Below are 13,933 nucleotides of genomic sequence, written 5' to 3' on the forward strand. Positions count from 1 at the left end.
AGACGTACCCGAACCACTGCAACAAAGGCTGGCCTCCATGCACAAATCCGCCAAGGACCTCGCAGCGCTTATCCCCCCGGGGTTCACGCTTGGCGTCGCCACCGCAGCATTCCAGATTGAAGGGGCGCTGGACGAAGACGCCCGCGGCAAGTCCGGCTGGGAAGTGTTTGCCGCCAAGCCCGGGGCTATCGTGGGGGACCACAGCCCGGCCATAGCCACCGACCACTACCACCGCATGCCGCAGGACGTGGCCCTGCTGAAGCAGCTGGGCGTGGACTCGTACCGCTTCTCGTTCTCCTGGCCCCGCATCCAGCCCGGCGGAACCGGGCCGGTAAACCGTGCGGGCCTGGCGTTCTACGACCGGCTCCTGGATGAACTCCTGGCCAACGGGATCTCACCCATGGCCACCATCTACCACTGGGACACGCCGCTGGAGCTGGACGAGGCGGGCGGCTGGATGAACCGGGACATGGCCTACCGGCTGGGGGAGTATGCGGGCCTCGTAGCCGATGCGTTCGGCGACCGGGTGGCCCGCTGGGTCACCATCAACGAACCGGCAACGGTGAGCGCCAACGGCTACTCGCTGGGAGTGCATTCACCCGGCAAGGAGCTGGCCCTGGGTGCATTCCCCACCGTCCACCACCAGCTGCTCGGCCACGGCCTGGCGGTCCAGGCACTCCGTGCCGCTGGGGTGCCGGGAGAGATCGGCATGACCAACGTCTATTCCCCCATGGTGCCGAACTCCATCAACCCTCTGGACAAGCTCAGCGCCGGCCTGATGGACCTGGGCCAGAACCGGCTGTACGCGGACCCGGTCCTGACCGGCAAGTACCCGGACGTGATCCGGGCGGCCAAGTTCTTCAGCTCCTTCGAGCATCCCGAGGAGGACATGCAGATCATTTCGCAGCCCCTGGATTTTTACGGGTTGAACTATTACATGCCCACCAAGGTCGCCGTGGGGCCCGGAAGCGGCGCGGTGCCGCCGAGCATGGCGGAGGCGATGGGGAGCGACCTCAACGCAGCAGGCGGCGGTGCCACACCGTTCCACGTCGAGGCGTGGCCTGAAGCGGACATCACCGCCTACGGGTGGCCGGTCAAGCCCGAGTACATGGCGGTCGCCCTGAAGGAGATGGCGGAGCGGTACCCCAACCTGCCTCCGGTGATCATTACCGAGGGTGGAGCGAGCTTTGAGGACATCATTGTCCGGGACAAGTCCACCAATACAAGGTTCATTCCCGACGAGCGCCGGCTGAAGTACATTTCCGACCACCTTGAGGCCGCCTTGAAGGCCACGGCCCCCGGCGGCGAAGCCGAATCGGTTGACCTCCGCGGCTACTACGTATGGTCCTTCCTGGACAACTTCGAATGGTCCGCCGGATACAAGCAGCCGTTCGGCCTCCTGCACGTGGATTTCGAGACCCTGGAGCGGACGCCCAAGGCCTCCTACTTCTGGTTCCAGGAGCTCATCGAGGAACGCGACCTCGCCTTGGCCGCGGATGCCGCCATCGCCCAGGCCGTTGTTCCGGAGGCCTTGGACGGCAGTGAAGCGCCCGACGACGGCGCGGCGCTGGGTGCCAGCGCCTAGACCGTGCGGGGCCGGGCCGGTTCGGGGTCAGCCCCGGAGCAGGTCCAGCATGGCCAGTTGCTTGGCGATGCCTGCCCCGTCCGGGGAGTAGATCCACGGAACTTTTGATGAGGTGTGGTCACCGTCTTCGGAGTGGCCGCCGGCGAACACCGATTCGCTGACGGACAGCTGCCGGATGGCGATGGCCGCCACCTTGTCGGCGTTTTCCGCGGCGAACGCCGAATAGATGGCTTCATCGTGCTGGCCGTTGTCACCGATCAGGAGCCACCGCATGTCCGGGAATTCCTGCGCCAGGCGATCCAGGTTCCGCCGCTTGTGTTCCTGGCCGCTCCGGAACCATCGGTCCTGGGTCAAGCCCCAGTCCGTCAGGAGCAGCGCGCCCTTGGGGTACATGTTGCGGGTCAGGAAGCGTCCCAGGGTGGGGGCCGCATTCCAGGGGCCCGTCGACAGGTAAATGACGGGGGCATCGGGATGCTCGATGGTCAGCCGGTCCAGCAGCACCGCCATGCCCGGAGTGGCCATCCGTGCCCGTTCGCTGAGCACGAAGGTGTTCCACAGCGCCAGGAAGGGCCGGGGCAGCGCGGTCACCATGACGGTGTCGTCGATGTCCGAGACGATTCCGAACTTCACCTCCGGTGCGATCACCTGGATCAGCGCCTCGGCCGGTTCGGTTCCCTCAGCGCGCAGGACCGCCGTGTGCCAGCCGGGGGGAAGCTGGACGTCCACTTCGGTGTCGATCAGTCCGCCCCGGTCCGCGGTCATGTGGGTGACGACGTCGCCGATGGTGATCTCGACGTCGGAAAACTGCAGCGGCACGCCAGTGAAGGCACGCCAGCCGCGGATGTTCTGGTTGCCGATTTTCGCTTCCCGCTCCGCCCGGCTTCCCGGCAGCGGCTTCTGCGTCAGCAGCACGCGGCCCAGCACACGTACCCGGGTCGTGGAACCGTACCCCTGGTAGGCGATGGTCTGCGGCACGAAATTCCAGCGCTTCGCCAGCCGGATCCGCAGGCTGTTGACCGCGTCCGAGACCCGGTGGGCCAGCCGGAAGGCCTGGTTCCCGGAGAGGGCGTACTGGGCCAGCACCGCCTGCGTGGGCTTGCGTGCCGTCTTCCGGGCCGGATGCTGGGGAGCCGTGTCCATGCCACCACTCTGCCACAGCGTGGAGTTCGGATCAGCCGGCGCCGAGGATCCCACGCAGTGTTTCGGCGTTTCGCACGGCGTTCCCGCCGCCGTCGTTGTTGAAGTACGCGTAGACGTCCAGGCCGCCGCTGTCCCATTCGCGGATCCGGTCCGCCCACCAGTGCAGGTCGGCCTCCGAGTAGGAGCCGCCGTACAAGTGCTCGTGGTCGGGACCATGCAGGCGGACATAGGTAAATGGCGCGGTGGCGCGCAGGATGCACGGCAGGTTGGCGCCGCTCATGATGCAATAGGCCGCCTGGTGCCGCTCCAACAGGGAAAACACCTCCGGGCAGTCCCAGCTGGGGTGCCTGAACTCAATGGCAACCCGGATCCATTCCGGAACCGCTGCCAGGAAGTACTCCAGCCGGGCGTCGTCGCGGCCCAACTGCGGCGGGAGCTGGACCAGGAGCACAGCCCGTTTGTCCCCCAGTTCATGCCAGCACCGGGCGATGCGTTCCACCCAGACTTCGGGTGCGTACAGCTTGCGGGCGTGGGTAAGGCCGCGGGGAGCCTTGACGGACATGCTGAAACCGGGTGGCAGCCGCCTGTTCCAGCCGGCGAAGGTGGTGTCGCGGGGCCAGCGGTAGAAGCTGGCATTCAGCTCAACTGTGCTGAACCTGGCGGCATAGCGTTGGAGCCGGTCCCGGACCGGCAGGCCGGGCGGGTACAGGACGTTCTCCCAATGGTCGTAGCTCCAGCCGGAGGTACCGATGTGGACTGCCATTCTTCGATGTTCCTACAGTGTTGTGTGGCAGGGTAATGCCATGGCGCGAATTGAGGATTATGCGGTCGTTGGCGACCTTCACACAGGTGCCCTCATCAGCAAGGAGGGTTCGATCGACTGGCTCTGCCTGCCGCGGTTCGATTCCCCTGCGTGTTTCAACGCTTTGTTGGACTCACCGGACGCCGGGCGCTGGCTGCTGGCTCCGGAAGGCGGTGGTACCTGCACCCGCCGGAGCTACCGCGACGGAAGCCTGATCCTGGATACCGAGTGGGAAACGCCGGACGGAACGGTTCGCGTCACAGACTTCATGCCGCCCCGCGACTCCGTGGCCGACATCGTCCGGATCGTCGAGGGTGTGAGCGGCAGCGTAAAGATGCACGGCGAGTTGGTGCTTCGCTTCGACTATGGGCATATCGTGCCCTGGGTGCGTAAGGACAAGCGCGGCCTGCACGCCATCGCCGGCCCGGACGCCGTCTACCTGGTGACCCCCGCACCCTTGCATGGCGAGAACATGCATACCGTCAGCGACTTCACGGTCAATGCGGGCGAGAAAGTGCCGTTCGTGCTGACGTGGGCTCCCAGCCATGTGGGCCGGCCGGTTTCGGTCGAGGCGGAAAAAGTCCTGCACAGCACGTTCGAGTTCTGGCAGGGCTGGTCCTCGCAATGCACGGTCCAAGGGAAGTACCAGGATGCCGTGGTGCGCTCCCTGGTAACCCTCAAGGCCCTTACCTACGCGCCCACCGGGGGGATCGTCGCCGCTGTCACAACATCGCTGCCGGAACAGCCGGGCGGCCAACGCAACTGGGACTACCGCTATTGCTGGCTGCGGGATGCCACCATGACCCTCCAGGCGCTGCTGGCTGCCGGGTACAAGGCCGAAGCGGCCGCTTGGCGGGACTGGTTGCTCCGTGCTGTGGCAGGAGACCCCGCGGACCTGCAGATCATGTATGGGATCCACGGCGAGCGGCGGCTGCCGGAGATGGAACTGCCCTGGTTGAAGGGCTACGAGAATTCCGCTCCGGTGCGGATCGGAAATGCGGCGGCCGAGCAATTCCAGTTGGACGTATGGGGTGAGGTCCTTGACTGCCTGGCGCTGACCCGGAACTCGCTGCTCAAGCACACGGACGAGGCCTGGGACGTCCAGATTGCCCTGATGGAGCACCTGGAGACCATCTGGGACCAGCCGGACAACGGGCTCTGGGAAATGCGGGGGCCGCGCCGGCACTTTACGCACTCCAAGGTCATGGCATGGGTGGCCGCGGACCGGATGGTCAAGGGAGTGCGGGACTCCGGGCTGCCTGGGCCGGTGGAGCGCTGGGAGGCGTTGCGGGACCGGATCCGGCAGGACATCCTGGCCAACGGCTACGACGCGGAGCGCAACACGTTCGTCCAGTCCTATGGCCGGCCTGAGCTGGACGCCAGCCTGCTGTTGATTCCCAGGGTGGGCTTCCTGCCCCCGGACGATCCCAAAGTGGTGGGGACCATCGAGGCCATCCAACAGGAGCTGACCCAGGACGGGTTCGTGCTCCGGTACCGGCCGGAACAAAGCGACGACGGCTTGCCTGGGGATGAGGGCGTCTTCCTGGCCTGCTCATTCTGGTTGGTGGAGGCGCTCCTCGGCGCCGGACGACACGAAGAGTCACGGGAACTGTTCGAACGGTTGCTGGAACTGCGCAACGATGTGGGGCTGCTGAGCGAAGAATGGGCGGTCAAAGCCGGCCGCCAGTTGGGTAACACGCCACAGGCGTTCAGCCACTTCGCCCTTGTGACTAGCGCCCTGGAACTGCATCAGGATACGGTTCGGCGCAGTGACGCTCCCATTCCGCCGGAAGGGGCGGACTCGCGCTGAGGCGGCGCGGGCCGGGGCCGCAACTTCTCCTTCGCGGGATAGATAAGTATACTTACTAACACCTCATGGAGTGCTCCCCAGCACAATGCCGTGATTGACGGAGGAGTGATAGTTGTGGCCGGATTTTTTGAACTCGTGGATGCCCCTGACGGCGGATACCGGATCAGGATGATGGACGGAAGCGGGAACCTGATGGCCATTTCAGTGACTTTCCCGACTAAACGGGCGGCCGTCGCAGGCATTGCCATGGCCAGGGAGATCGCGGGCACGGGACTCATTCGGGACAAGAGCCTGGATGGCGCGGGTTCGGTGATACGGGAGCGGGTGCGGCCTGTCAGCTCCCCGAAGGAAGACGCGGCGAAACGGAAAAAAGCGCCGGATGTGCGGCGGACGGCCGTCGGCTGATGCCCGGAGCCTCTTTGCCACCTGACAATGGACGCCACGGAGTCCTTTTTGACGTTGACGGGACGCTGATCGACTCGTCCTATATCCATACGCTCGCCTGGTGGGGCGCGTTCCGCCAGTACGGACACGATGTTCCGATGGCGGCCATCCACCACTTTGTCGGCATGGGCGGCGCCCGCCTGGTGGACAACCTCCTGCCGCCGGACCGGGACCGCTCCGAAGACGACGACGTCATGGCCAGCCACGGCGCCCTGTATGCCTCGCACTGGCCCTCGCTGCGTGCTTTCGCAGGGGCAAAGGAGCTCCTGGAGCAATGCCACTCGGACGGCTTGGCGGTGGCACTGGCGTCCTCGGCCCGGGAAAGGGACTTGCAGGTAATGCGCTCCGTGCTGGACGCGGACGCCTTTATCGATGCCGCCACGAGTTCCAAGGACGCTGAGGAAAGCAAGCCTGCGCCGGACATCCTCGCGGCGGCCCTGAAAGCGCTCGGAATCGACGCCGCGAACGCCGTGTATGTCGGTGACGCCGTGTGGGACATGAAGGCTGCTGCTGCGCTGGATATTCCCGCCATCGGCGTCACCTGCGGCGGAATCAGCGCGACTGAACTCAGGGCCGCGGGCGCCGTCGAGGTCTATGAAAGCCCCCGTCACCTGCTGGAAAACCTTGGCTCAAGCGCCATTGGCCGGCTGCTGGCGCGCGGGAGCAACTGATCCACCCGAACTGCACCAGGGAAATCAGCGCGAAAGGGAAACTGTGAAAGCACTGACGTGGCAAGGCAAGCGTTCTGTAAGCGTGGAGGAAGTTCCTGATCCGGTGATCCAGGAACCGACGGACGCGATTGTCCGCATCACGTCCACGGCCATTTGCGGCAGCGACCTGCACCTTTACGAGGTACTGGGCCCCTACATGCACAAGGGCGATGTCATTGGACATGAGCCGATGGGCATCGTGGAGGAGGTGGGCAGCGGGGTCACCAACCTCCGCAAAGGCGACCGCGTCGTGGTCCCTTTCAATATCTCGTGCGGCACGTGCTTCATGTGCAGGCAGGGCTTGCAGTCTCAATGCGAAACCACACAGGTCACGGAGCAGGGCTCCGGCGCGGCGCTGTTTGGGTATTCCGAGCTTTACGGCTCCGTTCCGGGTGGCCAGGCCGAATACCTGCGTGTGCCGCACGCGGATTACGGTCCTGTGAAGGTTGGCAAGGAGCTTCCGGATGAGCGGTACCTGTTCCTCTCCGACATCCTGCCCACCGCCTGGCAGGCCGTGGAGTACGCGGATGTCCCGGCCGGCGGCACCCTTGCCGTGTTCGGGCTGGGACCCGTGGGCCAGTTCGCCGGCCGCATTGGCGTACATCGTGGTTTCCGGGTGATCGGTATTGATCCCGTCCCCGAACGGCGCGCAATGGCGGCGCGGCACGGCGTGGAAACGCTCGACTACGGCAAGACCATTGGGGACGAACTCCGGGAGATGACCGCTGGGCGCGGCCCGGACGCGGTGGTGGACGCCGTCGGCATGGAAGCCCACGGTTCCCCCCTGGCAGGATTTGCACACCAGGCGCTTGGGCTGCTGCCGGACAAACTGGCGCAGAAAGCCATGGAGACAGGCGGCGTGGACCGTTTGGCCGCCCTGCATGCGTCCATCGACGCGGTCCGCCGCGGCGGCACCCTGTCGCTGAGCGGCGTCTACGGCGGCCAGGCCAGCCCGCTGCCCATGCTGACCATGTTCGATAAGCAACTGCAGGTCCGGATGGGGCAGTGCAACGTGCGTAACTGGACGGACCGCTTGCTCCCCCTGGTGGAGGACGACGACGATCCTCTGGGCGTAATGGACTTGGTCACCCACCGTGCGGGCTTGGATGGCGCGCCCGCCCTGTATGAAAAGTTCCAGAAAAAGAAGACGGCTGTATCAAAGTGGTCCTTAACCCGGGCGCCTGAGCCCGGGTACCTGGATACCAAAGCAGGGGCTGTTACGGATCTTCCGTAACAGCCCCTGCTTTGTCTTTGCAGGCCCGGAGTGCGCGCCTAGGTGAGCTTCACCTGTCGGTTCATGTCCTTGTACAGCAGGTACCGGAACTCGCCGGGCCCGCCGGCGTAGCAGGCCTGCGGGCAGAAGGCGCGCAGCCACATGAAGTCACCCGCTTCCACCTCCACCCAGTCGTTGTTCAGCAGGTACATGGCCTTGCCCTCCAGGACGTACAGGCCGTGCTCCATGACATGGGTTTCCGGGAACGGGATCACGCCGCCGGGCTGGAACGTCACGATGTTCACCTGCATATCGTGGGCGAGGTCGTTGGAGTCCGTGAACCGGGTGGTCTTCCAGACGTCGTCCGTGTCCGGCATGGACGTGGGCTCCACGTCCTTCTCGTTGGTGACGAAGGACTTCGCCTCGTATCCTTCAAGCCGTTCGTAGGCCTTGCGGATCCAGTGGAAGGACACGACGTCGTCCGAAACGTTCTCCAGGCCCCACTCCGAACCAGCGGCCAGGTAGGCATAGCCGCCTTCCTCCAGCGGGTGCAGTTCGCCGTCCAGGGTGAGGTTGACCTTGCCGCGGGTTACGAAGATGACGCCTTCGACGCCGGCCTCGAACTCGGCCTTGGGAGCCCCGCCGCCCGGGCCGATTTCCACGATCAGCTGGGAGAACGTGGTGGCAAAGCCGGAGATGGGACGGGCGATGATCCAGGACCGGGTGTTCGAAAAGCCGGGCAGGTTGGACGTGACGATGTCCGTCATGACGCCCTTGGGGATCACCGTATACGCCTCGGTCACGATGGCACGCTCGGTGGTCAGGTGGGTCTGCGGCGGGAGTCCGCCGGTGGGGGAGTAGTACTTGCCCATGAGAGGGATCCTTTGCCTAGGAGTTGGAAGTGGTGGCGAGCCGAGGATGCGCCAGGCCGGTCAGCTGCGGAATTCCGACGCCGGCAAGCGCCTGGACTTCCTCGGCACCGACGGCGCCGCACTGGACTCCGCGGAGTACGAATGCGGCCAGGGCCCGGGCGGTGGCGGGCTCGTCCATGACCCCGCCTTCGGTCCGTTCCACGTAGTTGCGCAGCCTGCCCGCCGCGGCGGGCAGGCCCTCACGGTAGAAGGCATAGGTGGCTGCGAAGCGGCTGGCCAGCTGGGCGGGGTGCAGGTCCCAGCCCTGGTAGTAGCCGCGCTCCAGCGACCGCCGGACCAGCCGGCCGTGCAGCTGCCAGGCGTTCTCCACGTTGTCGCCCACCGGAATGATGTTGGTGGAACCGTCGGAGAGCCTGATGCCGGTGCCGGCGACGGCCAGCTGCATGACTTCCTTGGCGAAGTCGGCCACCGGGTGCTCCATGGACTGGTACTCGGCAGAGATCTGCAGCGATGCCGAGTAGTCGTAGGTGCCGTAGTGCAGCCCGCTGATCCTGCCGGGCACGGCATGCGGCAGCTGCGCTACCGGGGAGGTGCCGTCAGGGCCGAGGATCAGCTGCGGCGTCTCCACCTGGACCTCGAAGCGGAGCCGTCCGGCGGGCAGGGAGTGGATATTCTCCAGCCTGGACACCGCGTAGTCCATCGCCTGGACCTGGGCCACGGTGGTGACCTTGGGCAGGGTCAGGACCAGGCCTTCCGGGAGTTCGCCGGCCGCGGCGAGGCCGGAGACAAACAGGTCCAGGGTGCGGAGGCCGCGGGCACGGGTGGGCGCCTCGAAGCACTTGAAGCGGATGCCGATGAACGGGGGAGCGGACCCGGCCTGGACGGCGGCGGCCACCGCGGCCGCTGCGGCAACCGCGGCGGCGTCCTCGGCGTCATCGCCCCGGTCCCCGAAGCCGTCTTCGAAGTCCAGCCGCAAGTCCTCGATCGGCTCGGCAGCCAGTTTGGCCGCCACCCGGGTGGCTACCGCCCCCGCAAGGCCTTCGTTGTGGCCCAGGAGCCGCCCCAGCTTTTCGAAGCCGCCGTGCGCATCCGCCGTCGCAGTTGCCTGGGCGCCCCAGTCCGCGGCGAGCGACGGCGTGAAACGGTCAGCGGGCACGTACACCGTGTGCACGGGCTGGCGTGAGCCGTCGTCGCCGGGGTAGTTCTGCTCCAGCAGCCGGTCCGTGGCGGCCAGCTGTCCGTCGATGTGGGCCAGGTCCGCAGCCGAAAGGGAGGGTTTGGGTGCTGCCATCTCAGCCCACCAGTTCGTACGCGGGGGTGGTGAGGAAGTCCGTGTAGCCGTCCGAGAGGCAGATGTCCGCGATCAGGTCGCTGGCAGGCTGGTAGTAGCGGCGGAAGGCTTCGTCACCGAACTCGGTCCGGAGCCGCTCGGTTTCCTCGCCCAGGATCCGTTCCACCAGCTCCTTGGTCACCGTGTTGCCCGTGTCCGCCAGGATGGACTTGTTGCGGATTTGCTGCCACACCTGCGAGCGGGAGATCTCCGCGGTGGCGGCATCCTCCATCAGGTTGTGGATGGCCACGGCGCCGTTTCCGGACAGCCACACTGCCGTGTAGGCCACGGCCACATAGAGGTTCAGGCGCAGCCCGGCCTCGGTGACCTGGCCGTCGGCGGAGGAGACGTCGAGCAGCTGCTCCGCCGTGACCGACACTTCCGGGCGCTGCTTGTCCACCTGGTTCGGCTTGTCCCCCAGCACGGAGTCGAAGACCTCCCGGCAGGTGGAGACCAGGTCCGGGTGCGCAACCCAGGAGCCGTCGAAGCCGTCGTTGGCCTCGCGCGTCTTGTCCGCCCGCACCTTCTCGAACGCGGCTTCGGTTACTTCCGGGTGGCGCCGGTTGGGGATGACCGCGGCCATGCCGCCCATGGCGAAGGCGCCGCGCCGGTGGCAGGTCTTGACCAGGAGCTCGGTGTAGGCGCGCATGAACGGGGCGGTCATCGCCACGGAGGCGCGGTCCGGGAGGACGAATTCCTCGCCGGCATCGCGGAAGTACTTGATAATGCTGAACAGGTAGTCCCAGCGGCCTGCGTTCAGGCCCGAGGCGTGGTCCCGCAGTTCGTAGAGGATTTCGTCCATCTCGAAGGCTGCCGGGATGGTCTCGATCAGGACCGTTGCCCGGATGGTGCCCTGGTGGAGGCCAAGGTAGTCCTGGGCGAACACGAAGACGTCATTCCACAGCCTGGCCTCAAGGTGGCTCTCCATCTTGGGCAGGTAGTAGTAGGGGCCCTGGCCGTTGAGCACCAGCTGCTTGGCGATGTGGAAGAAGTGCAGCCCGAAGTCCACCAGGGCACCCACTGCGGGTTCGCCGTTGAGCAGCAGGTGTTTTTCCTGCATGTGCCAGCCGCGGGGCCGGGCCACCACCACAGCCAGCGGCGCGTCGGTGCGGAGCCGGTACTCCTTGCCTTCCTCCGACGTGTAGCTCAGTGTGCCTTGCGCGGCGTCCCGGAGATTGAGGATGGCGTCAATGACGTTGGCCCAGGTGGGGGTGCTGGCGTCCTCGAGGTCCGCCAGCCACACCTTGGCTCCCGAGTTCAGGGCGTTGATGGCCATCTTCGCCGGTGAGGCAGGCCCGGTCATTTCCACCCGGCGGTCCTGCAGGGCGGCGGGTGCGGGCGCAACTTTCCAGTCGCCGTCGCGCACCTCCTGCGTCTCCGGCAGGAAGTCCAGCTTGCCGGTCTCTGCCACCCGCTGCCGCTTGGCGGCACGGGCCGCCAGGAGCTCGTTGCGGGTGCCGGCGAACCGGTTGTGGAGCTCCTCCACGAAGGCCAGTGCCTTGGGGGTGAGGATCTCCTCAGCGCGGTTGATCGGCCGGGGATCTGTGACGGTGATGGCCATTTCTGGTCCTTTCCTTGTGCGGGAAGTCGGGGGGTCAGGCGGAGGCCAGTGCTGCCACCGGCTCCTTGGCGGAATCGGCGGGAACGGCAGCCGTTGCCACATGTGAGGCGTGGGCCGCGGCCGCGACGGCCGCCGCGACGTTGGCGGTCACGTGCGGGTCGAAGATGCTCGGGATGATGTAGCTGGCATTGAGCTCATTATCATTCACCCGGTTGGCGATTGCCTCCGCGGCGGCCACCAGCATTTCCGGGGTGATGTCGCTCGCTCCGACGTCCAGGAGCCCACGGAAGAGGCCCGGGAAGGCGAGGACGTTGTTGATTTGGTTGGGGAAGTCGCTGCGGCCGGTGGCCACGACGGCGGCGTGCCGGGAGGCGATGGCAGGGTCCACTTCGGGGGTGGGGTTGGCCATGGCGAAAACGATGGAGTCCTTTGCCATGGAGGCCACGTGCTCTTCGTCGAGGATGTTGGGGGCGGACACGCCGATGAAGACGTCCGCGCCTGCCAGGGCCTGGTGCAGGCTGCCGGAGAAACCCTCCTGGTTGGTGTTCTCAGCGATCCAGGTGCGGTGCGGATCGTTGTAGGTCTCGCCTTGGTGGATGGCGCCCGAGCGTCCTGCCGCCACGATGTGGCGGGCACCCTGGGCCTTGAGCAGCTGGATAATCGCTGAGCCTGCGGCGCCGACGCCGGAAACCACGATTTTCACGTCCTTGATCTTCTTGTCCACCACGCGCAGCGCGTTGACCAGTGCCGCGAGGGTCACGATGGCGGTGCCGTGCTGGTCGTCGTGGAACACCGGGATGTCCAGTTCCTCGCGCAGGCGGGCTTCGATTTCGAAGCAGCGCGGCGCGGCGATGTCCTCCAGGTTCACGCCGCCGAAGACGGGGGCCAGGAGCTTGACGGTGCGGATGATTTCCTCGGTGTCCTGGGTATCGAGGCAGACCGGCCACGCGTCCACGTTGGCGAACTGCTTGAAGAGGGCGGCCTTGCCTTCCATGACCGGGAGGGCGGCGGCGGGGCCGATGTTGCCCAGGCCCAGCACTGCGGAGCCATCGGTGACGACGGCGACGCTGTTGCGCTTGACGGTCAGGTTGCGGGCGGCGGCGGGGTCTTCGGCGATGGCCAGGCAGACGCGGGCCACGCCGGGGGTGTAGGCGCGCGACAGGTCGTCGCGGTTGCGCAGCGGGACCTTGGGGACCACTTCAAGCTTGCCGCCGAGGTGCATCAGGAAAGTGCGGTCCGAGACGTGCTGGACGGTGACCCCGTCGAGGGCGTTGAGGGCGTCCTTGACCCGCGCGGCGTGGGCGTCGTCGGTGGTGTTGCAGGTGACGTCGACGACGAGGGTTTCGTGGTGGGACTCGGTGACGTCCAGTGCGGTGATTGCGGCGCCGGCTGCTCCGACGGCTGCCGCGAGTTCGCTGGTGGCGCTGAAGCTCGACGGTGCTTCCACGCGCAGGGTGATCGAATTTCCGGGGCTGGGGTTCGCCATTGAATGTCCTCCTGTTAGGCCTTGTCCGGCTTCTGCTCTGATCCGAATATTTTCGTATTATGGATATTATTATCTACTTTATGGAAACACAACCCCTTCGTGATGTGACTGCCGAGGGACATCGCCGCGCGTCCTGCCGTGCTGTATGTTGGGTGGTCTAAGCAACTCTTTTCACGATGCGGATAAGAGTTGTCGGATTCCGAGCCATAGGAGACAACGGAATGGCAGAAAAAGCCTCCGGCGGAGTGCAGTCGGTGGAGCGCGTCTTCGAGCTGCTGGAGCTCATCACGGATGCCGGCGGCGACGTCACGCTCAGTGAGCTGTCCTCGTCGACCGATTTGCCGCTTCCCACCATCCACCGCCTGCTCCGCACGCTGGTATCGCTCGGCTACATCCGCCAGCTGCCCAACCGGCGCTATGCCCTGGGTCCCCGGCTGATCCGGTTGGGTGAAGGCGCCAACAAGCAGCTCGGCGCCCTGGCCCGCCCGCAGCTCAAAACCCTGGTGGACCGCCTGGGGGAGACCTCCAACATGGCCGTGCTTGATTCGGACATGGTGATCTACGTGGCCCAGGTCCCTTCGCTGCACTCCATGCGCATGTTCACGGAGGTGGGCCGGCGCGCCCACACCCACGCCACCGGCGTCGGCAAGGCCATCCTGGCCCAGCTTGACGACGACACTGTCCGCGGCATCGTGGCCCGCGCCGGAATGCCCACCCCCACCGCCAAGAGCATTGGCGACGTCGAAGAACTCCTGGCCGACCTCAAGCTCATCCGCGAACGGGGCTACTCCATCGACGAGGAGGAGCAGGAGCTCGGTGTCCGCTGCTTTGCGATGGCGGTGCCCAACGCCCCCACGCCCACCGCGATCTCGGTGTCCGGCCCGGTGTCCCGGGTGGACGAAAACTTCGCCGACAAGGCCGTTCCCGTCCTCCGCGAGGCCGCCGAGGCCATCTCCCGCGAGCTCAACCGCACCTGATAC

General features: G+C 66.1%; 11 protein-coding genes and 1 pseudogene. 6 read left to right on the top strand and 6 right to left on the bottom strand.

The annotated features are described in order from the left end of the window. Window positions 1-37: 37 nt before the first annotated feature. Entirely contained in the window at window positions 38-1,585 is a 1,548-nt protein-coding gene (locus AC4EEO_RS02025; protein WP_491339758.1) for a glycoside hydrolase family 1 protein, read from the top strand. A gap of 27 nt (window positions 1,586-1,612) precedes the next feature. Here the strand turns inward: AC4EEO_RS02025 and AC4EEO_RS02030 are convergent, their stop codons facing one another. Together AC4EEO_RS02030 and AC4EEO_RS02035 are read right to left on the bottom strand one after the other, a co-directional pair. Continuing rightward, a complete protein-coding gene (locus tag AC4EEO_RS02030) occupies window positions 1,613-2,725 on the bottom strand; it encodes an App1 family protein phosphatidate phosphatase (protein WP_133831726.1) in 1,113 nt (370 codons plus the stop codon). A 31-nt stretch (window positions 2,726-2,756) separates the two neighbouring features. Continuing rightward, window positions 2,757-3,488 (bottom strand): DUF72 domain-containing protein, encoded by a 732-nt coding sequence (locus AC4EEO_RS02035; protein ID WP_285319797.1) that lies wholly within the window; start codon window positions 3,486-3,488, stop codon window positions 2,757-2,759. Window positions 3,489-3,528: 40 nt separating this feature from the next. Between AC4EEO_RS02035 and AC4EEO_RS02040 the strand changes: the two genes are divergently transcribed. From AC4EEO_RS02040 to AC4EEO_RS02055, 4 genes and pseudogenes are all read left to right on the top strand, one after another. Continuing rightward, entirely contained in the window at window positions 3,529-5,337 is a 1,809-nt protein-coding gene (locus tag AC4EEO_RS02040) for a glycoside hydrolase family 15 protein (protein ID WP_491330611.1), read from the top strand. A gap of 114 nt (window positions 5,338-5,451) precedes the next feature. After that, a complete protein-coding gene (locus AC4EEO_RS02045; protein ID WP_018761050.1) occupies window positions 5,452-5,742 on the top strand; it encodes a YegP family protein in 291 nt (96 codons plus the stop codon). Further along, complete coding sequence (locus AC4EEO_RS02050; RefSeq protein WP_491339759.1) at window positions 5,742-6,452, top strand: HAD family hydrolase; 711 nt, start codon at window positions 5,742-5,744, stop codon at window positions 6,450-6,452. Before AC4EEO_RS02045 ends, AC4EEO_RS02050 begins: the two co-directional genes overlap by 1 nt. A 43-nt stretch (window positions 6,453-6,495) precedes the next feature. Continuing rightward, window positions 6,496-7,676 (top strand): annotated as a pseudogene (locus tag AC4EEO_RS02055) (zinc-dependent alcohol dehydrogenase). Window positions 7,677-7,763: 87 nt separating this feature from the next. On the opposite strand, the gene AC4EEO_RS02060 reads toward AC4EEO_RS02055, so the two are convergent. Genes AC4EEO_RS02060 through AC4EEO_RS02075 form a run of 4 tightly spaced genes read right to left on the bottom strand, consistent with a single transcriptional unit; the run spans window position 7,764 to window position 12,953 of the window. Beyond that, complete coding sequence (locus AC4EEO_RS02060; RefSeq protein ID WP_018761053.1) at window positions 7,764-8,576, bottom strand: bifunctional allantoicase/(S)-ureidoglycine aminohydrolase; 813 nt, start codon at window positions 8,574-8,576, stop codon at window positions 7,764-7,766. Window positions 8,577-8,592: 16 nt separating this feature from the next. Then, window positions 8,593-9,867, bottom strand: coding sequence for a DUF6986 family protein (locus AC4EEO_RS02065; RefSeq protein WP_285319802.1), 1,275 nt, complete (start codon window positions 9,865-9,867; stop codon window positions 8,593-8,595). A gap of 1 nt (window position 9,868) precedes the next feature. Further along, complete coding sequence (gene aceB, locus AC4EEO_RS02070; RefSeq protein ID WP_285319803.1) at window positions 9,869-11,467, bottom strand: malate synthase A; 1,599 nt, start codon at window positions 11,465-11,467, stop codon at window positions 9,869-9,871. A 34-nt stretch (window positions 11,468-11,501) separates the two neighbouring features. Beyond that, entirely contained in the window at window positions 11,502-12,953 is a 1,452-nt protein-coding gene (locus AC4EEO_RS02075; protein ID WP_491339760.1) for an NAD-dependent malic enzyme, read from the bottom strand. Window positions 12,954-13,174: 221 nt separating this feature from the next. Between AC4EEO_RS02075 and AC4EEO_RS02080 the strand changes: the two genes are divergently transcribed. Continuing rightward, complete coding sequence (locus tag AC4EEO_RS02080; RefSeq protein ID WP_018761057.1) at window positions 13,175-13,930, top strand: IclR family transcriptional regulator; 756 nt, start codon at window positions 13,175-13,177, stop codon at window positions 13,928-13,930. Window positions 13,931-13,933: the final 3 nt, after the last annotated feature.

This window comes from Pseudarthrobacter sp. MOO13 (genome assembly GCF_058267655.1).